The following is a 19,782-nucleotide window of genomic DNA, read 5'->3' on the forward strand; positions in this document are numbered from 1 at the left end:
TTTCCGATTGCCATGATCAATACCTTGCTGTCGATCTCCGGGGCGCGAGATAATGGCTCATGACACAGCTAGGGTTCTTTTCCAGGTCGGCAATTGCGGCGATGCGGGATTGGTCCGGGGTTCCGAGCCATTCGCCGGACATGCTGGATTTCCGGAGTGATCATGCGGCTCGGCGGCGGTGGGGGCTTAAACGGCGTCACGCGCTGAAGTTATGCCAGTTGCATGGTTGTTCGCGGTTGTGCGGCGAGGTGGGCCTGCATGATCCGACCGAGCGAATACCACCGCTGATCTGGGATGACAAGGTCAGCTGGGTGCGGCGCCCGGACCCGAGCGGGGCCGTCGGCCAGGCGCTCCCCGCTCGTCACCCGAACGGCATGTCGGAGGCTGCGGCGGCCACACGAGCGGAAAGGCCAGTCGAACCCGAGCCCGTGCCCGCCGTGCAGGCCGAACTAACCGCGCCGGCCGAGCCCGCCACGCAGGCTGGGCTTGCCGCCCCCGCCGGGATGGCATTTCCACCCGAGCCGATCATTCAAACTGAGGCCGCAATCAAGCCTTCACCCGCCGCTCAAGCTCAGGAAGCAATTCGACCCAATCGACCGATCGAGCCGAGGCAGCAATTGCACCCCAACCGACCACTCAAGCTCAGGTGGCAATTCGACCCCAACCGGCCACTCAAGCCCAGACGGCGATTGATTCCCCGGCCGATCACTCAAACCGAAATGGCAGCGCGGACATCCAGTGGGCTGGCGGCACGGGCGAAAGGCACCACGCGGGCCGACTCCCACTCGGGAGGGCAAGGCTCCCCACCCCTCCCGAATCTCAGCCGCCCGGGCGGTCGCGCTCTTGAAGAATCGAACATCCGCGTCTGGCCGAGCGGAGGGTGCGCTATCGCGACGCCACCCACGCCGGGGGGCGGTCAGGCCGGGACCGGGGACATGCTTCGGGCCAGGACTCGGGCCTGGGCCCGGATCTCCGGCACCGCTGTTGTCTCCCAGCGGGCTCCCCGGCGCAGGGGGCCGATCAGCCACAAGTTGTCCCGGGTCTGGCCGTCGGCGCCGATCAAGTGGCCGGCGTCGTCGATGTCCAGGCCCAGGCCGTGTGGGCCTACGCGGGCCTGGCCGGCGTCTAGCAAGCTGCCCACGAAACCGCCGGCCGCGGCCGGGAGGCGGCCCGGACCCGCGCAGTTGATGACGGCGCCGAACCACTGGACGCCGGCCTCCAGCTCTACCAGCAAGCCGCCGGCCGGTGGGGCCGTCATCGAGCGGATGCCGCCCGCCCGGACCTCCAAGCGGCCCTCGGCCCGCAATCCGGCCACGCGGGCGCCCACGGACGGGGCCATGCGGTGGCGGTGACACTCCCACGGGCGGGCCAGGTGGCGCAGGAACGCCTCCTGCTCGTCGGGGGTCAGGGCGGTCCAGAGCTGGTCGAGGTACGGGCGAAGGCCGTCGACCACGGCACGCCAGTCGCCGGCGCGGGCCGCCTCGGCACGGACCGCGCGGACCACGTCGCGCAGGGTCGTGCAGTCGTCGAGGGCCAGGCCGACCGGTGGGGCCGCGACCGCCGTGTGGGTCAGCGGCAACTGGCCCCGGCGGCTGACCGCCGTGATCGGTGCGTCGCGGTCGCGGTCGGCGGTGAGGGTCAGGGCCACGTCGATGGCCGTGAGGCCGGCGCCGACCAGCATGACCGGCACGTCGGACGGGATGGCGTCGAGCACGCCGGGCGCCCACGGGTCGGCGATGTAGTCGGGGTGGTCGGGGCGGGCCGCCGGCTGGGCCGGGGCCGGGTTGCCGGTGGCCACCACGATGTCGTCGGCGCGCACGGTCGAGCCGTCGTCGAGGGCGAGACCGCCGACGACGAGGCGCTGAGCCCGGGCCCGGCGAACAGAAAGACGATCATCGGAGGTGAGGGAGGAGAAAACCGACCGCAGGTACTGGCCGTACTCCGTGCGCGGGCGGAAGTCGTCCGGAGAACCCCCGGACCAGCGGGTGAAGTGCCCGAGGTCGTCGGGGTCGGCGGACATGGCGCCGGCCCGGGAGTTGAGCAGATGCCACGGCCGGGCCGAGCCGTAGGCCAGGCCGCCGCCCGGCTCGTCCGGCTCGATCAGCACCACCCGGTCGTCGCCGCCGCGCAGCAGCTCCCGGGTGGCCAGCACGCCGGCGCAACCGCCACCGACGACCGCAACGGTCCGCTTGGACATGTGGAACCCCGATCAGGAAGACACGACGACAACGGCGTCGTCGGCAAGACGGTAACCGAGCCCGTAGACCGTGGTGACGACCTCGGGGTCGGACAGCTTGGTGCGCAGACGGCTGACGTGCACGTCGACCGTCCGGTTGGTGGTGTGGGTGTGCCCCCACACCTGGGCCAGCAGCTGGCTGCGGCTGAACACCTGCCGCGGGTGCCGGGCCAGGAACAGCAGCAGGTCGTACTCGAGGCGGCTCAGGTCGAGCGGCTGCCCCTCGCGGGTGGCGGTGCGGGCCTTCGGGTCGAGCCGCAGCGCGGTGCCGCTGGAGGGCTCGACGGCCAGCTCGACCGCCGTGCCGGCCGCGTGGACCAGGTCGCGCAGCGCGGCCAGCACCCGGTCACGGCCGGCGCCCTCGCCCCCGGCGATGCTGATGGTCACCGTGACCGGCGGCTCGGTGATGTCGGGCACCGGTCGCAGGCGGGCGATGCGGGAGCGCGGCACGGGCGGGTGGGCGACGGCGAGCGCGGACATGTGGGTCCTCCTCGGGGGGTGCGGCCGGCAGGCCGCTCGAATAATACATTTCCTATCTGTTCGATAGGCTAAAACACGCGCAGATCACAGCGGCGGATCGTAGGCCCGGACCGGCGGCAACGGCCCGTCGAAACGGGAGATCAGGACCGAGGTCACCTGGCCGGTGCAGGCCTGGGCCAGCCGGGAGGTGCCGGCGTCCTCGGTGAGCGCGTTCGGGTTGCCGTGCACGCAGGTCGCGACCTCGGGCGCGGACGGGTCGAACCACGCGCCGGTCGACAGCTGGGCCACGCCGGGCAGACAGTCGTCACTGAGCGTCACGCCGGCCAGCACACTCCCGCGCTCGTTGTGGATCCGCACGACGTCACCGTCGGCGACGCCCCGGGCTTCGGCGTCGGCCGGGTGCATCCGCACCGGCTCGCGACCGGACCGCTTCGCGGCCTGCGAGAACCCGCCCATGTCCAGCTGGGAGTGCAGGCGCGTGGCGGGCTGATTGCAGATCAAGACCATTTCCCCGTACGCCCGTGAGCGCGGCCCGGGCTCGAAGATGGGATAGCCCGGACATTCCGGATATCCGAACCCGGCCACGGTCGCCGAGTAGAGCTCGATCCGCCCGCTCGGCGTGTCCAGCGGCTCACCCGCGCGGAAGCCGGCGAAGAGAACCGTGTCGTCGCGCCGCCCGGGCAGCTCCATCTCGCCCGCCGCCCAGAATTCGCCGAACGGCTTTTTCGGCTCGGCGCGCCACCGCCCGTACAGGTGAATCAGCCACTCCCGGCTGGAACGCCCCTGGGTGAAGGCCTCGGCGTAGCCGAGCCGCGCGGCCAGATCGGCGAAGATGTCGTATTCGTCGCGGGACTCGGCGAACGGCTCGGCGGCCGCCCGCATGGCGATCAGGTGGGTGTCGCCATGGCTGACGCCGAAGTCGTCGCGCTCGAGCGTGGTGGTCACCGGCAGCACGATGTCGGCGTGCCGCGCGGTCGCCGTCCAGAACGGCTCCTGCACGATCACCGTCTCGGGCCGCTGGAACGCCCGCCGCAGCCGGGTGAGGTCCTGATGGTGGTGGAACGGGTTGCCACCGGCCCAGTAGACGAGCTTGACGTCCGGATAGGTGTGGTGGCCCCCGTCGTACTCGAACTCCTCACCCGGCCGCAGCAACAGGTCGGAGATCTTGGCGACCGGGATGAAGTCGGTGACCGGGTTCACCACCTGCGGGAAGCCGGGCAGGCCGTACGGCAGCTTGCCGCCACCGGTGTTGCCGGTCGAGCCGTACCCGTGACCGAAGCCTCCGCCCGGCAGGCCGATCTGGCCGAGCACCGCGGCCAGCGCGAGACCGGCCCAGATCGGCTGCTCGCCCGACGGCGCCCGCTGCAGCGACCAGCTCACGGTGATGAAGGTGCGCCCGGCCGTCATCCGCCGGGCGAGCCCGGTGATGGCCTCCTCGGGCACGCCGCAGACGGCCGAGGCCCAGGCCGGCGTCCGCTCCCGCACCGACTCGAGGAACCGCCGGCCACCGACCGTGAACCGGTCGAGGAAGGCGAGATCGGCCTTGCCGTCGGCCGCGATCTGGTGGGCCAGGGCGAACATCAGCGCCACGTCGGTGCCGGGCTGGATCGCGAGCCACTCACCCTGGGGAGAGGGCAGGTCGTCGCGCAGCGGCGAGATCGAGACGATCCGCCCGCGCGCCGACGCCACGTGGCTCGCGAAATCATGGGTGGCGCGCCCGCCCGGTGTCACGGCCATGGTGGCCGCCCGCAGCCCGCCGAAGGCGACGATCAGGTCGGCCCGCTCGGCCACGACCGGCCAGTCGGTGCCCTGATGGAGCACGGCGGCCGCGCCGCGCCGGCCGACGAGGTGCGGCAGCACGACCTCGGAGGCGCCGAAGCTGTAGGTGTTGCGCGACCTCGTGTATCCGCCGCCGAGCGCCAGGAACCGGTGGAGCTGGGACTGCGCGTGGTGGAACCGGCCGGCGCTGGCCCAGCCGTAGGACCCCGCGAAGATCGCGTTGTCGCCCCACCGCTCGCGGGTCTCCCGCAGGGCCTCGGCGACCAGGTCGAGGGCCAGGTCCCAGGAGATTTCCTCGTACGAGTCGTAGCCGCGCCCGGCCGAGCGGCGGCGCACCGAGGGGCGCGCCACCCGGGACCGGTGACGCTGGGCACCCTGGATGTTGCCGAGCAGGGGCGACGGATCGGGGTCACCGGGGCGAGGCGTGATCGAGCCGTCCGGCGCGACCCGGAAGGCGCCCCAGTGGGAGCTGCTGGCCGCCATCACGGCACCACGATGCCACTGCCGTACGACAGGAATCGTGGGAGCGGACATGGACCAACTTTGCGGGCCGCAATGCCGCCATGTCAACCATACCCTCTAGGTTTACTAGGATATGGGAAGAGCATTGACATCTACGGGAGCGGGAACGCACGGTGGGGTCATGCGTGTCCCCTATCTCAATCTGTGGACGCGACGTTCTTAGGAGACCCCCGTGACCGTCAGTTCGCTCGTGGACGCCGATCTCTTCCGGGCCCTGCTGCGCCGCCACGCCGCCGCCGTCGTGGTCATCACCGCTCCCGGCGCACCCGGTCAGGCCCCCGCCGGATTCACCGCCACCTCGTTCACCTCCGTCTCCCTCGATCCACCGCTGGTCTCGTTCTGCCTCGCCCACACCGCCTCGGCCTGGCCGGCCGTGGCCGCGTCCGGGGTGATCGCCGTGCACGTGCTGACCCAGGAGCAGGAGCACGTGGCCCGCACCTTCTCGACCAGGAACATCGACCGCTTCGCCACCCACGGCTCCTGGGAGCCCGGACCGGACGGGGTGCCGCTGCTGGACGGCGTGCTGGCCCGCATCGTCTGCCGGGTGGAACAGCGCGTCGAGGCCGGCGACCACACGATCGTGCTGGCCACCCCCGAGCACGGCTGGCATCACGAGGACCACACCGCGGCCCCGCTCGTCTACCACGACGGCCGCTACACCCAGCTCGGCCGCGCCCCTCACCACCTACTCCAAGGAGAATCATGAGCCGCATCGTCGTCGTGTCCGGAAACCCCCGCGCGGGCTCGCGCACGTCAGTCCTCGCGAGCGCCGTCGGCAACGCCCTGGCCGGCGATCAGGAACCAGTTGTCATCGAGGTCGGCGCGCTCGGCGCGGGCCTGCTCACGCCCGGGGACGAGGCGACCGCGGCCGCGCTCGACGCCATCAAGGGCGCCGAGGTGCTGGTCGTCGCCACCCCGACCTACAAGGGCAGCTACACCGGCGTGCTCAAGGTGCTGCTGGACAACCTGCCGGCGCAGGCCCTGGCCGGCAAGCGGGCGGTGCCGGTGGTCACGGCCGGCGTCGCCCCGCAGGCCGCGGCGGCCGAGGCGCTGCTTCGCCAGCTGCTCACCGAGCTGGGCGCGGACGTCGCGGCCGGCCTGCCGGTGGTCGAGTCCGACCTGCCGGAGACGGCCGCGATCGCCGAGAAATACGCGGCCGGATTCGCCGCCTGAGCGAGCCGCGTGAGCAAGCACCGCGTGAACGAGGCCGCGTGGACGAGGGCTGGGTGAGCGGAGGGCGCGTGAAAGATTTTCAGCTTTTACCCAGCGTGGTCCTAGCTCCTTGAGAGGCAGGATACGTAACCTCATTATCGGTTCGGCCGAAGGCATCCGCCCCGCCCACGCCGAGCCGGGCAACACACCGCACCTGGTCCCCCGTCCCGCTCGTCGATGCCGTGCCCCCGGTCGTCGAGCGGGACGGGCCGGCCTGACTCCTTACTCCGCGACCTCGATCGTGTAGGTGCGGATCACCCGGTTGCCCCAGCCGTCGGCGAAAGCAGCCGTGAAGGTCCCGGCGCCCGCGGCCGCCGGCACTCCCTGGATGACACCGTTCGACGACAGCGTCAGGCCCTCGGGCAGCGCGCCCGCGGTCAGCGACCATGAGCCGGCGCGCTTGTCGGCGACGCTCAGCGCGGCCTCGAAGTCGGCGCCCACCACGGCTTGCGGCATCTCGACCGGGCTGATCACCGGCACGGTGTTGCGGATCGTCACGGCCAGGGTGCGCGTGACGGCGTACGGCACGAAGTCGGTGAATTTGACCGTGACCTTGGCCGTGCCCCGGCCCGTCGGCGTGCCGGTGATGACGCCGGACGCGGAAAGCTTGAGGCCGGTCGGCAGGCGGCCCGCGGTGATGCTCCACGAGCCCTTGCGGCTCGCCGACAGCGCGATCTTCGCGGGCCGGTTCGCCGCCACGACGATCGAGGCCGGCTTGATGGCCGGCTTGGCCGGCGGCTTCGGCACGAAGAGCAGGCGGTTGGGCGAGCCGTGGGTGTCCTTGACCTTGTTCTTCGTCGAGTACGTGACCAGGTAGTTGCGGACCTGGGCCGGGCTCATCCCGGGGTTGGCGTCCAGCGCCAGCGCGGCCGCGCCCGCCACGTGCGGCGAGGCCATCGAGGTGCCGTCCATGACCGCCGAGGCGGTGTTGCTCCAGGCGTACGACGAACGGATGCCCACGCCCGGCGCGAACAGGTCGAGCGACGCGCCGAAGTTGGAGAAGGCCGCCCGGCGGTCCTTGCTGTCGGTGGCGCCCACGGTGATCGCGGCCGGCAGCCCGGCCGGGCTGGTGTTGGTGGCGTTGGCGTCCTCGTTGCCGGCCGCGACCACGTACGTCACACCCGCGTCGATGGACTTCTGGATGCTGGCCTCCAGCGCCGGGCTGAAGGCACCGCCCATGCTCATGTTGGCCACGGCCGGCCTGACCGCGTTGGCCGTGACCCAGTTGACGCCGGCGATGACCTGCGACAGCGAGCCCTCGCCCTCGCAGTCGAGCACCCGGACGGCGACCAGGCGCACCTTCTTGGCCACGCCGAAGCGGGTGCCGCCGATGGTGCCGGCCACGTGGGTGCCGTGCCCGTTGCAGTCGGCGGCGAAGGTGTCGCCGTCGACCGCGTCGTAGCCGTAGGTGGCCCGGCCGCCCGCGAACTCGGAGTGGGTGATCCGGATGCCGGTGTCGATGACGTACGCGTGCACGGCGCTGCCGTCGTCGGTCGGCGTGAACGACTTGGAGAGCTTGGCCGGCCGCTGGTCGATGCGGTCGAGCCCCCAGCCGGGATCGCGCTGTGTGCCCTCGAGGTGCAGCAGGCGGTCCTGCTCGATGGTGCGGACCTCGGGGTCGGCGGCGAGGCGGCGGGCCTGCTTCGCGCTCATCTCGGCCACGAAGACGCCGTCGCCGCCGGCCGCCATCGCCGCGACGTCACCCTTGGGGGCGTTCTCGTCGAGCGTGACGATGTAGCGGCCGGGGATGGCGCCGGGCGCGCCGGCGCCGATGACCGGCCCTTCGGGGGCGGCGGCCAGGGCGGGTACGGCCGTGCCGGACACGGCGACGACGGCGGCGGTGACCAGGGTCCCGAAGGTTCGCTTGCGCATGCCGGTGCCATCGGCGCCCGGAACGCGCCACTTGAAGACCGCCGGAGGTTCACTCCGGTACCGCAACCAGAGCGGCGGACCGGTCGGTCCGCAATCGGAAATAGGCGGACCCGCACCGGCGTTACTCTCATCGCGTCAGGTGAACCCCCGGCGCGGAAAGAGGGAGCTCCCATGAAGGTCCGCAACTCGCTGCGTTCGCTCAAGAGCAAGCCGGGCAGCGTCGTCACCCGTCGCCGCGGCCGCCAGGTCGTGATCAACAAGAAGAACCCGCGCTGGAACGGCCGCCAGGGCTGAGCGGCGCGCTGCGCGACAGGGTTGCGATGATCGTATAGCTTGACAGCGGCCGCGAGGCCGAGCAGAGCAGGGCCGGAGAACCGCCGCCACGGATCTCCGGCCTTTCTGTGTCCGCGGGCCTTCAGGCCTGGTGGGCGGTCAGGGCCAGCCGTACGCGGTTGGGGCTGTTCGTCTTCGTCATCAGCGCCGTGATGTGGGTCTTCACGGTGGTCACGCCGATGTGCAGCCGCTCGGCGATCTCCGCGTTGGACAGGCCCTCGCCGACCAGCCGCAGCACGTCGCGCTCGCGCCCGGTCAGGCCCTCGACCGGGCGGCGGCGCTCGGAGCTCGCGCCGACCGCCCGCCGCACCAGCCGTTGCAGCACGTCCTGGCTGAACGGGCTGTCCCCGGCCGCGACCCGCCTGATCCCGTCCAGCAACTCGGCCGGGGGCGCGTCCTTGAGCAGGAAGCCGGCCGCGCCCGCGGTGAGCGCCGGATAGAGGTGGTCGTCGTCGCCGAAGGTGGTTAGCACCAGCACCCGGGTGGCGGGCCGGCCGGCCAGGATGCGGCTCGTGGCACTGATCCCGTCGACCCCGGGCATGCGCAGATCCATCACCACGACGTCGGGCGCGAGCCGCTCGGCCAGGGTGATCGCCTCCCGCCCGTCGCCGGCCTCCCCCACGACATCGAGATCGCCCTCGGCCTCACAGAGCATCCGCAGCCCGGCCCGGATGAGCTGCTGGTCATCCACGAGAAGCACCCGGATCACGCGCTCGCCCCTTCAGCCGCGTTGTCACTTTCCGGCGCGTGGGCCGGCAGGACAGCCGACACCCGCCAACCGGGGCCCGAGCGGCCGGCGGTGAGGCGGCCGCCCAGGACCTCGACGCGCTCGCGCATGCCGGTCAGGCCGTGGCCGCCGCCGGGCGGGACGGGCGTGGGCGGCGCGCCGCCCTCGTCGATGACCTGCCAGGACACGTTCTCCTCCTCGACGCTCACCGTCAGCCGGGCCACGGCGCTCGGTCCGGCGTGCTTGGCCACATTGGTCAGTGCCTCCTGGGTCAGCCGGAGGACGGCCATCGCCCGTACGGCGTCCAGGCCGCTCACCGCCTCGTCGATGTCGGCCTCCACGGTCAGGCCGGTCATGCGGGCCCGCTCCACGGCCGCACCGAGCGCCGCCGGCAGCGAGCCGGGCTCGATGGCCGTGAACGCCGCGTCACCCCGTACGGCCGAAGGGTCCCGAAGGACCGCGACCAGACGACGGAGATCGGCCAGCGCGGTCGTGCCCGTGCCGTGGACGTCGTCGAGGACGGCCGAGATGCGGGGATCGAGGTCGGGCACGACGTGGCGCGCGACGCCGGCCCGCAACACCATCGAGGCGACATGATGCGCCACGACGTCGTGCAGCTCGCGGGCGATGGCGCTGCGCTCGTCGGCCCGGTCGGCCCGCGCCTCCGATTCCCGGAGCCGCACCTTCTCGGCCTCACCGCGGCGGCGCTGCTCGCCCAGCTCGTGGCTGGTGCGCACGACCAGCCCGAGCAGCAACGGCAGGCCGACCGGGAGCAGCAGGTCGACCAGCCGCTCGGCCCGCAGCACGAGGTGGACCGCCAGGAGCAGCACCGTGGCCGCCCAGTAGACGACCGGGCGGCCGGCCCAGGCCACCACCTCGGCCAGCATCCAGCTCGAGCCGACCACGTTGATCGTCGGGTCGTCGACCAGCAGCAGCGCCGCCACGAGCAGCCCGGTCTGCACGAGCAGGCTGGCCAACGGCCACCGGATCAGGGCGAGGATCGTGACGAAGGCGGCGAGCGCGAGGACCAGCTGCGGCGGGGACGGCCTGGTGGGCTCGTTCAGATAGAGGTAGCCGAGCCCGCTCAGGTCGAGCAGCACGAGGCGCAGCCAGGCGTCCCGCCGGTCGAAGAGGCGTTCCACCCAGCCCATGCCGGCCAGCCTAGGCGCTGCGCCGGACGACAGCGGTGACGGCCGCCGCCGTTCCCACCGCCACGATCCCCACGGCGGCGAGCGTCAGGCCGTCCGGCTCCAGCAGCGGCTGGCCGCGGAGCGCCTGCCAGGTCACGATCAGGACCGTCAGGCCGTACGCCGTGGCCGCCACCACCAGCAGCCGGGTGCGCACGGGAGTCGCGAGCCGGGTGCGGCCGAGCAGGAAGGCCAGCAGGGGCAGGGCCTGGAGGCCGTGCATGCCGATGAAGTGGCCGATGCGCAGGTCGCCGCCGGTGGTGCTCCAGCCGGTCAGCGGCAGGCCGGGGCCGCCGTCGGGGACGCCCACCGCGTGGGCGCCGCTGATCCCGGCGATGCCGGTGTCCATGGGCATCACCATCGGGACGGCGGCCAGGAAGCCCAGCAGGGCCAGGGCCAGGCCGAGGCGGATGCCGTAGGCGGCGGCCCGGTCCGGGACGCGCTGCCGCAGGGCCACGGCCGCGACCACGAGGTGGGCCACGAACAGCACCATGATCGAGGCGCCCATGATCGACCAGAGGAGGCTGTCGAAGGAGTTCGTGTCGTTGTAGTGGCTGCGATGGCCGCGGGCGGCCTGGAAGGTGATGATCGCGACCTCGATCACCGAGACGGCGACGATCAGGGTGGACGACCACTCGGCGAGGCGGCTGCGGCGCGGGAGCACCGAGAGGATCCAGGCCAGCGTGAAGCCGTACACCGCGAAGCTGACGGCGAACTTGAACGGCTTGAGCCAGACGTTCGCGCCGAGCAGGGCCCGGTCGTCGACGGCGAGGCCGGCCACGGTGATCAGGGTCAGCACGGCCATCGCGGCGGTGAGCGCCAGCAGCGGCCGGTGCCGGCGCACCGGGCCGGCGCGGAGCGTGGTGGTAGTCATGCTTCGCAGCGTTCCGTCGTTCGACGGGCGTCTCTTCCTGCCGCGGGCCCGGATGGTGGCCCCGGGTCGGAGGCGGCCTCCTACCGGGGTAGGAGAGGATGTCGCCCGTGATCATGTTTCCCGCCGACGCGTCCGGCCGTCCCAGCAGCTCGGCCTTCGGGCGATCGGTGGTCGCGGACGCCTTGCGCTCCGTCTCCCCGGAAGCGGCCGCCGCGGCCGCCGCCGAGTCCGATTGGCGACGCGGCTACCTGCGGCATTTCCGGCAGTTGATCACGACTGGGGTCCGGAGCGACGGATACGCGATCGCCGCGGCCGGGCTGGCCTCGGTGCACGAGCGGATGCCGGTGCCGATCGAGGCGCCGGAACGGCCGGTGGAGACGGTGACGGTCGAGGGCGGCGAGAAGCCGTCGCGCGAGATCAGCCTCCCCTACCGAGGAGAGCTCCTGCGGGGTGACGCCCTGGAGCGCCGGCTCGACAAGTGGGTCGCCGACGGCGTCGTCGAGGAGTCCTGCGCCACCGCGGTGCGGGCCGTGGCCGCCAACCCGGACTGGCTCGACCTGAGCGACCAGCAGCTGGTCGTGCTGGGCGCCGGCGCCGAGATGGGGCCGCTGCCGGCGGTGCTCGAATGGGGCGCCACGGTCATCGGGGTCGACCTGCCCCGCGTCGAGGAGCGGATCTCCGCGCTGGCCGCCCGGTCGGCCGGGCGGCTCATCGTGCCGCGGGGAGTCGACCTGCTCGAGGACGTCGGCGCGCTCGCGCACTGGCTGGCCGAGCGGCCGGAGGGACGGCTGACGCTGGGCAATTACGTCTATGCGCCCGGCGCGGCGTACACGAAATTGTCTGTGGTCGTGGACGCTCTCGCGGCGTACCTCAAGAAGGTCCGCGACGATGTCGCCCTGGCCTTCCTGGCCACGCCGACCGATGTCTTCGCGGTGCCGGCGGCGGCGGTCGAGCAGTCGGCCCGGCGCTTCCGGGAGCGCTCACGGCTGGCCCGGATGACCGGCGCCCTCTCCGGCGGGAAGCTCCTGCAGCCCAACTACGCCGACGGCGCCGACCCGGGCATCAACGACAGCCTCGTCCCGCAGCAAGGCCCCAACTACGCGCTGGCCAAGCGCATCCAGCGCTGGCGGGCCACCCTGGCCCGCCGTGACGGCGCGGTCAGCTTCTCGGTGGCGCCCCCGGCCCGGACCAAATCGGTCGTCTCCAACCGGGTGCTGGCCGCCGCCTACGCCGGCGCGCACCGCTTCGACGTCGAGGTCTTCGAGCCGGAGACCGCGAACCGGCTGATGGCCATGCTGATGGTCCACCAGCTGCGCAACCCCCGCCCGGCCGCCGCCGAGGCCTGGCGCGACGAGGCGGCCGAGGCGGCGCACGGCGGGCTGTGGCGCACCGCCTATCACCCGCGGACGGCGCTGGGGCTGGCCGCGATCAGGGGTTTTCTGGGCTGAGACCGTGGATGCGCCCGGCCGTCATGGTGAGCCGGGCGCCCGAACCGCCCCAGCGCAGGGCCACGATCTCGGCCGCGATGCTCACCGCCGTCTCCTCCGGCGTGCGCGCGCCCAGGTCGAGCCCGACCGGCGACGCCAGGCGGGCCACCTCGTCCGCGGTCAGCTCGGTCTCCTCCAGGCGTTTGAGCCGGTCGTCGTGGGTGCGCCGGGAGCCCATGGCGCCCACGTACGCCACCGGGAGCCGCAGCGCGACCTCCAGCACCGGCACGTCGAACTTGGGGTCGTGGGTCAGGACACAGAGGACGGTGCGCTCGTCGACGCGACCGGCCGAGGCCTCGGCGGCCAGGTAGCGGTGGGGCCAGTCGACGACGACCTCGTCGGCCGACGGAAAGCGCTTCCTGGTGGCGAAGACCGGGCGCGCGTCGCACACCGTCACGTGATAGCCGAGGAACGACCCGATGCGGGCGGTCGCGGCCGCGTGGTCGGTCGCCCCGAAGACCAGCATGCGGGCCGGCGGCGCGAACGAGCCGACCAGCACCGAGAGGCCCTCGCCGCGGCGTTCGCCGCTGGGGCCGTAGTGCAGCATGCCGGTGCGGCCGGCGGCCAGCAGGCCGCGCCCGTCGTCGGTGGCGGCGTCGTCGATCCGGTCGCCGCCGAGCGTCCCGTCGCGGCCGTCCGGGGTGATCAGCAGATGCCGGGCCCGGCCCTCGTCGAGGCGGGTGAGCAGGGCCACCGGCTCGTTCGCGGCGACCTTCCCGGCCAGCGGCGGCAGCCACCCCGAGTCGCGGTCGACCCGCTCGATGAGCAGCTCGATGGTGCCGCCACAGGTCAGGCCGACCTCGAACGCGTCGTCGTCGCTCACCCCGTACCGGACCGTGCGGGCCTCGCCCGTCTCGGCCACCTCACGGCAGATCTCGTAGACCGCGCCCTCGACGCAGCCGCCGGACACGCTGCCGGCGACCGTGCCGTCCGGTCCGACGGCCATGGCCGCGCCCGGCTGGCGGGGCGCGCTCGACCAGGTGGCGGTCACCGTGGCCAGGCCGACCGGCTCGCCCGCCTCCCACCAGCGGAGCAGGGGGTCCAGTACGTCACGCATGGGGATTCAACTCCGGAACGTCGAGGTCGAGATCATCGGCTACGTCTCCCACGGCGACCACCCGGACGAGTTCGGCGTGGGCCCGCAGGTAGTCGCGTGCCCCCGAGTCGCCGGTGGCGGTCGCCGCCACACCGGCCCAGTGCTTCCGGCCGAGCAGCACCGGATGTCCACGCCGTTCTCCATACCCACCCATGACCAGCCCATCCGCGTCGGCGGACGCGCTGACCCGGCGTACCGCTTCCGCCGTGACACCCGGCATATCGACCAGAAGCACGACGGCGCTATCGGCATTTGTCGTTTTCAGGGCGGCTAATCCGGCTTGGAGCGACGAGGCCAGCCCGCTCTCCCATTTCGGGTTGATCACCACGCCGGGCAGGTCGGGCGCGGTCGACCGGACAAGCTCGGCCTGCGCCCCGAGGACGACCACGATGGGTGACAGTGCCGCCTCGCGCAGGGTGTCGACCGCGTGCTCCACGAGGAGCCTCTCGGGATAGGGCACCAGCGCCTTGGGCATGCCGTAGCGCCGTCCCGCACCCGCCGCGAGCACCAACCCGGCCGTCATCCCTGAAGCCTAATAAATCAGTTGGCAGAAGGCTCCTCCCACGGGACAGTTATCGCCATGACGTACTGACAAAGCATCGACGCCTTCCACTTCACCCCTTTCTCTCGAAAGAGCGTCTGTTTTGTCAGCGAGCGTTTCTGTCTTCGCGTCTCCGTCCAGCTGGATCGAGTCCGCCGCCGTCGACCAGTGCCACCAGGTGGCCGCCCTCGACGGCATGCTCCACGTGGCCGGCATGCCCGATCTGCACCCCGGCAAGGGCGCCCCGATCGGCGCCGCCATGCTCTCCACGGTTCTCTACCCGTTCCTGGTCGGCTCCGACATCGGCTGCGGCATCGCCGTCTTCCCGATCCGGCTCAAGCGCCCCGTTCCCGAGCGGCTGGCACGCCGGTTCCCCGACCTCGACCGCTCTCCCGAGATCGATGACCCCGCTTGGTCGTACGTCGCATCGAGCGTCCCGGCCGGCCACACCGGCCATCTCGGCACGGTCGGCCGCGGCAACCACTTCGCCGAGCTGGCCCGCGTCGACACCGTGCACGCGGAACGGCCCGGCCTGGAGCGCGGCGACCTGGTCCTGATCGTCCACAGTGGCTCGCGGGGCCTCGGCGAGCGGATCCTGCGCGCCCACACCGAGGTGCACGGCGCCGGCCCGGCGGCCGACCCGGCGGCCTATCTGGCGGCGCACGACGACGCCGTCCGGTGGGGCTCGCTCAACCGGCGCCTGATGGCCGCCCGCGTCGCCCTGGCTTTGGGCGCCACCCCCGAGGACCCGATCGTCGACGAGTGCCACAACTCGGTCGAGGTCCGCGACGGGGCCTACCTGCACCGCAAGGGCGCGGCCCGGGGCGACGGCCGCGACGTGCTGGTCGCCGGTACCCGGGGCACGCCGTCCTATCTGGTGGCCGGCCACGCCGGTCCCGAGGCCAACTATTCGGTGGCGCACGGCGCGGGCCGCAAGATGTCCCGTTCGGACGCCCTGCGGCGGGGCAAGGCCAAACACACGGTCGAGGAGCTTCGCCGTACGCCGGTGGGCTCGATCGTCGTCTGCGGCGACCGGCAGCTCCTGTTCGAGGAGGCCCCGACGGCGTACAAGCGCATCGAGCAGGTCGTCGGCGACCTGACCGCCCACCACCTGGCCACCCCGGCCGCGGTCACCGTCCCGCTGGTCACCTACAAGACGGCGGCCCGCTCATGACCGCGCGTCCCGGCGCTGGCGGCGGCCGGGCCGCGGCCCTCCATCTGATGCTTTCCGCGGGCCGGGGGCCGGTCGAATGCTCCTGGGCCGTGGCCCGCCTCCTGCCGCGCCTGGAGGCCGACGCCGCGCGCCACCAGGTGCGGGCCGAGCGCCTCTCCACGGTTCCCGGCGACCGGCCGGGCACGCTGCGCTCGGCGGTGGTCGCCCTCTCCGGGGCCGGCGCCCCGGAGTTCGCCGCCTCCTGGACCGGGACGCTGTGCTGGCAGGGGCCCAGTCCGTACCGGTCGACGGGCCGCAAGAACTGGTACGTGATCGCCCAGCCCTGCTCGCCCGGCACCCGGGAGACGCCGTTCTTCCAGGACGACGTCGACATCGTCGCCGTCCGCACCGGCGGACCGGGCGGCCAGCACCGCAACAAGGCGAGCACGGCCGTCCGGGCCACCCACCGCCCCTCGGGCCTGGTGGTCGTCGCCGACACCGAGCGCCGGTTCTCCCTCAACCGGGCCATCGCCCTGCGCCGCCTCCGCGCCCGTCTCCAGGAGGGCGACGAGTCCGCCGCCCGCGCCGCCGGGACGGCCCGCTGGCAGATCCACGACGATCTGGTCCGGGGGAACCCCGTGCGCACCGAACGCTGACCCGGCGCCCGGCATCACTCGGCGAGGCTCGGCGCGCCGCGGGAGAAACGGCGCGCGTCCAGCTCCTCGACGATGAACCTCGCGAGATCGCCTCGGGTGATCTTCCAGCCGCCGGGCGGGGTGATGCCGTCGGTCACGCGGTAGGTGCCGGTGGGCTCGCGGTCCTGGAGATAGGTGGGGCGCACGAACGTCCAGTCCAGGCCGGCGGCGCGGACGATGTCCTCCATGCGCTTCATGTCGGCGTACAGGTCCTGGCCCAGCGGCCGGACCAGGCCCCGGTACCACCACGAGAAGTGGGGGTCGTCGTGCCGTACGCCGACCGAGGTGATGCCCAGGTAGCGGTCGGCGCCCGTGTCCCGCATCGCGGCCACGGTGGCGCGGGCCCCGTCGGAGTAGAGGCCGAGGGCCTTGCGCCCGGCCGGCCCGACGGCGCTGACGACCGCGTCCTGGCCCTCGACGGCCTCGCGCAGGCTGCTCGCGTCGCGGACGTCGGCCCGGACGATCCGGGCGGCGGCCGGGAAGTCGCGCGGGGTCCGGGCGGCCGCCGTGACCTGGTGTCCGGCACGCAGGGCCTCGTCGACAATCAGGCGGCCGGTGCGGCCGGCGGCGCCGAGTACGACAACGTTCATGACAGTTCCTTCTCGGGGAGCAGGAGCACCAGGGCGGCGCAGAGCAGGCAGGACGCGGCGACGGCGAGCGTCGTGGCGGCCAGGCCGGAGGCGAAGTAGACGGTGCCCAGCACGGCCACGCCGAGGGCGGTCGCGATCTGCTGGGCGGCGTTGAGGGCGCCGGAGGCGCTGCCGGCCTCGTCCGGGGCGGCGACGGCGAGGACGCGCTGGATCAGCGGCCCGAACAGCAGCCCGAGCCCGAGGCCGGCTCCGAGCCCGGCCGCGACCAGGGCCGGCAGTGGGGCGCCGGTCGCGACGACCACGGCCACGGCGACGACGCCGAGGAACTCGACGCCGAGTCCCAGGTGCAGCAGCCGCCGATCCAGCCGCTGGGACAACGTGGGCGCGAGCAGTGAGCTGACGGCGATGCCGGCCGCCACGGGCGCCAGCGCGAGCCCGGCCCGCAAGGGCGTGTAGTGCAGGCTCAGCTGGAGATGCAGCGACAGGCCGAGCATCAGGCCGCCGAGGCCGGCGAAGAAGACCACCGCGACGGCCAGCCCGGCCACGAAGGGCCGCTTGCGCAGCAGGCCCGGGGCCAGCAGGGGTGAGGCGCCGGTCCGCTGCCGCAGGCCGGCCGCGGCGAACGCCACCAGCCCGGCCGTGAGCGTGGCGAACGACCACCACGGCCAGCCCGCCTCGCGGCCCTGGATCAGGGGCAGGACGACCCCGGCCGAACCGGCCGCGACCAGCACGGCGCCGATCGGGTCGAGCCGGGCCGCGCGGTCGCCGGTGTCGGCCGGCATCCAGGCCAGCGCCCCGAGGACGGCGAACAGGCCCAGCGGCACGTTGATCAGGAAGATGAGCCGCCAGCCGAGGTCGTGCGCGTCCCAGGCGATCAGCAGGCCGGCCAGGATCGGGCCGCCGATCCCGGCCAGGCCGCCGACCGGGCCGAACAGCGAGAAGGCCCGCCCGCGTTCCCGGGCCTCGCGGAAGACGGCGCTCAGGATGCCGAAGCCCTGCGGGATCATCAGCGCCCCCAGGGCGCCCTGGGCGACCCGCGCCGCCACGAGCATGGCCGGCGACATCGCGGCCGCGCAGGCCACCGAGGCCAGGGTGAAGCCGAGCGCCCCGATCAGGAAGAGGCGCCGCCGGCCCCACCGGTCACCGAGGCGGCCGCCGATGATCAGCAGCACGCCGAACGCGAGGGTGTAGCCCGCGGTCAGCCATTGCAGGGTCGCCTCGCCCCCGCCCAGGCTCGCTCGCACGGCCGGGGCGGCCACGTTCATCACCGTCGAGTCGAGCAGATCCATCACCGTCCCGACCAGGACGACGCTCAACACCAGCCATTGCATGATCCACTCCTCACGAACCGCGTTCGTCGCGAACAACGTTCGTCAGGAATAATGTTCGCCACGAACGCTGTTCGTCAAGTAGGGTGTGGCGGTGAGCACTACCCGGGACAACCCCCGCACCCGTCCCGCCAAGGCGCCCCTGGGCCGGGCCGCCGTCGTGGCGGCCGCCCTGGCGCTCGTCGACGAGATCGGCTTCGCCGCGGTGACCATGCGCCGCGTCGCGCAGGCCCTCGACACCGGGCCGGCCTCGCTCTACGTCTACGTGGCCGACCGCGACGAGCTGATGGCGCTGGCCTACGACCTGGCCCTGGGCGAGGTCGAGCTGCCCGGCCCGGCCGACGGCGACTGGCGGTCCCGGCTCGAGTCGCTCGTCGGCCGGATCGTCGGCGCGCTGGCCGGGCACGACGACCTCGCGCTGGTCGCCCTCACCGGCGTACAGACGGGCCCGAACGCTCTTCGTCTCACCGAGGAGACGCTGCGGCTGCTGCGCGAGGGCGGCGTCGACGACGCGCACTGTGCGTGGGCGGCCGACCTGCTCGACCAGCACGTCATCTCGTCGGCCCTGGAACGGGCGGGCTGGCTGCGCGACCAGCGCCGTCAGGAGGCCACCGAGCGGGTCATGATTCAGGAGGCCGAGCGCGAGCTCGACACGGTCATCGCCGCCCTGCCGCCGGGTGACTTCCCCACCCTGCACGCGCTGCGGGGCTCGCTGACCACCACCGGCGACAGCGCCGCCCGGGCCGAGTGGAAACTGCGGGTCATCATCGACGGGCTGCTAAGCGGCGCGGGCGCGTAGGCGGCGCAGCATGCGGGCGTCGCCGAAACCGACGGCGCGGGCGGCGGCCTCGACCGTCGTGCCGTGCCCGATCAGATATTCGGCCCGCTCGACACGCAGCTGCTGCTGATAGCGCAGCGGCGTCCGGCCGGTCGCGGCCTCGAAGAGGCGGGTCAGCGTGCGCTCGCTCACCCCGGCGCCGGCGGCCAGGGCGGCCAGGGGCAGAGGCGCGGTGAACGACGCGTCGATGCGGTCCTGCACCCGGTGCACGACGTCGCTGAGGTGGCCACGATGACGCAGCATGGCCGACGCCTGCCGCTCGTCGCCGTTGCGCCGGGCGTAGACGACCATCTCGCGGGCGACCCGGGCCGCCACCGCCGGGCCGTGCCGCTGGGCCACCAGGTGCAGGGCCAGGTCGATGCCGCTGGCGATGCCGGCCGAGGTGACCACGCGGCCGTCGCTGACGTACAGCACGTCACGGACCACCGTGGCCCGGGGATGGCGGCGGGCCAGGCTCTCCTGGAGGTCGTGGTGGGTGGTGCAGCGCCGGCCGTCGAGCAGGCCGGCCAGGCCGAGCGCGGAGGCCCCGGAGCAGACGCTGGCGACTGTGCCGCCGGCCTCGTGGTGGGCCGCCACCCGCGCCAGCAGGGCCGGATCGGGCGGGCCGAAGCCGTCCCGCCAGCCCGGCACCAGCACCAGGTCGTCCGCGGACAGCGCCGGCCACTCGACGGCGGCCTCCAGGGAGACGCCCTGCCAGGTCGGGACCGAGGCGGCCGCGGCGACGTAGTGCAGCGAGTAGCCCGGCGCCGTCCGGAAGACCTGCGCCGGGCCCGCGAGATCGAGCAGATGCAACTGCGGCGTCAGGACGAAGACGACGCGCTGCACGATCCGG

The 19,782-nt window shown here is 73.1% G+C and carries 19 protein-coding genes; 7 read left to right on the plus strand and 12 right to left on the minus strand.

Annotated features, from left to right (window positions below):
• Positions 1-916: 916 nt before the first annotated feature.
• The 3 genes from ACFY36_RS19590 to ACFY36_RS19600 form a co-directional block, all read right to left on the minus strand.
• Positions 917-2,197: an FAD/NAD(P)-binding protein gene (locus ACFY36_RS19590; protein WP_499747386.1), complete on the minus strand. Its 1,281-nt coding sequence runs from the start codon at positions 2,195-2,197 to the stop codon at positions 917-919.
• A gap of 12 nt (positions 2,198-2,209) precedes the next feature.
• Positions 2,210-2,716 (minus strand): winged helix-turn-helix domain-containing protein, encoded by a 507-nt coding sequence (locus ACFY36_RS19595; protein ID WP_499747387.1) that lies wholly within the window; start codon positions 2,714-2,716, stop codon positions 2,210-2,212.
• An 84-nt stretch (positions 2,717-2,800) separates the two neighbouring features.
• The gene (locus ACFY36_RS19600) at positions 2,801-5,029 is read right to left on the minus strand and encodes a molybdopterin-dependent oxidoreductase (RefSeq protein WP_499747388.1); all 2,229 of its coding nucleotides are present in this window, start codon (positions 5,027-5,029) and stop codon (positions 2,801-2,803) included.
• Positions 5,030-5,189: 160 nt separating this feature from the next.
• Between ACFY36_RS19600 and ACFY36_RS19605 the strand changes: the two genes are divergently transcribed.
• Together ACFY36_RS19605 and ACFY36_RS19610 are read left to right on the plus strand one after the other, a co-directional pair.
• Entirely contained in the window at positions 5,190-5,723 is a 534-nt protein-coding gene (locus tag ACFY36_RS19605; RefSeq protein WP_499747389.1) for a flavin reductase family protein, read from the plus strand.
• Complete coding sequence (locus ACFY36_RS19610; RefSeq protein ID WP_499747390.1) at positions 5,720-6,190, plus strand: NADPH-dependent FMN reductase; 471 nt, start codon at positions 5,720-5,722, stop codon at positions 6,188-6,190. The genes ACFY36_RS19605 and ACFY36_RS19610 overlap by 4 nt, the downstream gene beginning before the upstream one ends.
• 261 nt (positions 6,191-6,451) lie before the next feature.
• On the opposite strand, the gene ACFY36_RS19615 is transcribed toward ACFY36_RS19610, so the two are convergent.
• A complete protein-coding gene (locus tag ACFY36_RS19615; RefSeq protein WP_499747391.1) occupies positions 6,452-8,101 on the minus strand; it encodes a S8 family serine peptidase in 1,650 nt (549 codons plus the stop codon).
• Between the two features lie 171 nt (positions 8,102-8,272).
• On the opposite strand from ACFY36_RS19615, the gene ACFY36_RS19620 reads away from it, so the two are divergent.
• Positions 8,273-8,395 (plus strand): ribosomal protein bL36, encoded by a 123-nt coding sequence (locus ACFY36_RS19620; RefSeq protein ID WP_127501833.1) that lies wholly within the window; start codon positions 8,273-8,275, stop codon positions 8,393-8,395.
• 121 nt (positions 8,396-8,516) lie between these two features.
• Here ACFY36_RS19620 and ACFY36_RS19625 read toward each other — a convergent pair whose 3' ends face one another.
• The 3 genes from ACFY36_RS19625 to ACFY36_RS19635 are packed head-to-tail and all read right to left on the minus strand — an operon-like array spanning position 8,517 to position 11,222.
• Positions 8,517-9,143, minus strand: coding sequence for a response regulator transcription factor (locus tag ACFY36_RS19625; RefSeq protein ID WP_499747392.1), 627 nt, complete (start codon positions 9,141-9,143; stop codon positions 8,517-8,519).
• Complete coding sequence (locus ACFY36_RS19630) at positions 9,140-10,312, minus strand: sensor histidine kinase (RefSeq protein ID WP_499747393.1); 1,173 nt, start codon at positions 10,310-10,312, stop codon at positions 9,140-9,142. The genes ACFY36_RS19625 and ACFY36_RS19630 overlap by 4 nt, the downstream gene beginning before the upstream one ends.
• A gap of 10 nt (positions 10,313-10,322) precedes the next feature.
• On the minus strand, positions 10,323-11,222 hold the full coding sequence (locus ACFY36_RS19635; protein WP_499747394.1) for a hypothetical protein: 900 nt from the start codon (positions 11,220-11,222) through the stop codon (positions 10,323-10,325).
• A 113-nt stretch (positions 11,223-11,335) separates the two neighbouring features.
• Here ACFY36_RS19635 and ACFY36_RS19640 point away from each other — a divergent pair, with 113 nt between their 5' ends.
• Positions 11,336-12,670 (plus strand): hypothetical protein, encoded by a 1,335-nt coding sequence (locus ACFY36_RS19640; protein WP_499747563.1) that lies wholly within the window; start codon positions 11,336-11,338, stop codon positions 12,668-12,670.
• Here ACFY36_RS19640 and ACFY36_RS19645 read toward each other — a convergent pair.
• A complete protein-coding gene (locus ACFY36_RS19645; protein ID WP_499747395.1) occupies positions 12,651-13,766 on the minus strand; it encodes an XdhC family protein in 1,116 nt (371 codons plus the stop codon). The genes ACFY36_RS19640 and ACFY36_RS19645 overlap by 20 nt on opposite strands.
• Entirely contained in the window at positions 13,759-14,328 is a 570-nt protein-coding gene (locus ACFY36_RS19650) for a nucleotidyltransferase family protein (RefSeq protein ID WP_499747396.1), read from the minus strand. Before ACFY36_RS19650 ends, ACFY36_RS19645 begins: the two co-directional genes overlap by 8 nt.
• A gap of 121 nt (positions 14,329-14,449) precedes the next feature.
• Between ACFY36_RS19650 and ACFY36_RS19655 the strand changes: the two genes are divergently transcribed.
• Complete coding sequence (locus ACFY36_RS19655; RefSeq protein ID WP_499747397.1) at positions 14,450-15,520, plus strand: RNA ligase RtcB family protein; 1,071 nt, start codon at positions 14,450-14,452, stop codon at positions 15,518-15,520.
• Positions 15,517-16,155, plus strand: a complete 639-nt coding sequence (gene prfH, locus ACFY36_RS19660; RefSeq protein ID WP_499747398.1) for a peptide chain release factor H — start codon at positions 15,517-15,519, stop codon at positions 16,153-16,155. Before ACFY36_RS19655 ends, prfH begins: the two co-directional genes overlap by 4 nt.
• Before the next feature lie 14 nt (positions 16,156-16,169).
• Here prfH and ACFY36_RS19665 read toward each other — a convergent pair whose 3' ends face one another.
• Together ACFY36_RS19665 and ACFY36_RS19670 are read right to left on the minus strand one after the other, a co-directional pair.
• Positions 16,170-16,784 carry an NAD(P)-dependent oxidoreductase gene (locus ACFY36_RS19665; protein ID WP_499747399.1) on the minus strand — a complete coding sequence of 205 codons (615 nt, stop codon included), beginning with the start codon at positions 16,782-16,784 and terminating at the stop codon, positions 16,170-16,172.
• Positions 16,781-18,115 (minus strand): MFS transporter, encoded by a 1,335-nt coding sequence (locus ACFY36_RS19670; RefSeq protein WP_499747400.1) that lies wholly within the window; start codon positions 18,113-18,115, stop codon positions 16,781-16,783. Before ACFY36_RS19670 ends, ACFY36_RS19665 begins: the two co-directional genes overlap by 4 nt.
• Positions 18,116-18,206: 91 nt before the next feature.
• Here ACFY36_RS19670 and ACFY36_RS19675 point away from each other — a divergent pair, with 91 nt between their 5' ends.
• On the plus strand, positions 18,207-18,911 hold the full coding sequence (locus tag ACFY36_RS19675) for a TetR/AcrR family transcriptional regulator C-terminal domain-containing protein (protein WP_499747401.1): 705 nt from the start codon (positions 18,207-18,209) through the stop codon (positions 18,909-18,911).
• Here ACFY36_RS19675 and ACFY36_RS19680 read toward each other — a convergent pair.
• A complete protein-coding gene (locus tag ACFY36_RS19680; protein WP_499747402.1) occupies positions 18,891-19,775 on the minus strand; it encodes a GlxA family transcriptional regulator in 885 nt (294 codons plus the stop codon). The two genes, ACFY36_RS19675 and ACFY36_RS19680, sit on opposite strands and share 21 nt — an antisense overlap.
• Between the last annotated feature and the right edge of the window lie 7 nt (positions 19,776-19,782).

It is taken from the genome of Actinoplanes sp. NPDC000266, from assembly GCF_042899005.1.
In the GTDB taxonomy this organism is placed as follows: domain Bacteria; phylum Actinomycetota; class Actinomycetes; order Mycobacteriales; family Micromonosporaceae; genus Actinoplanes.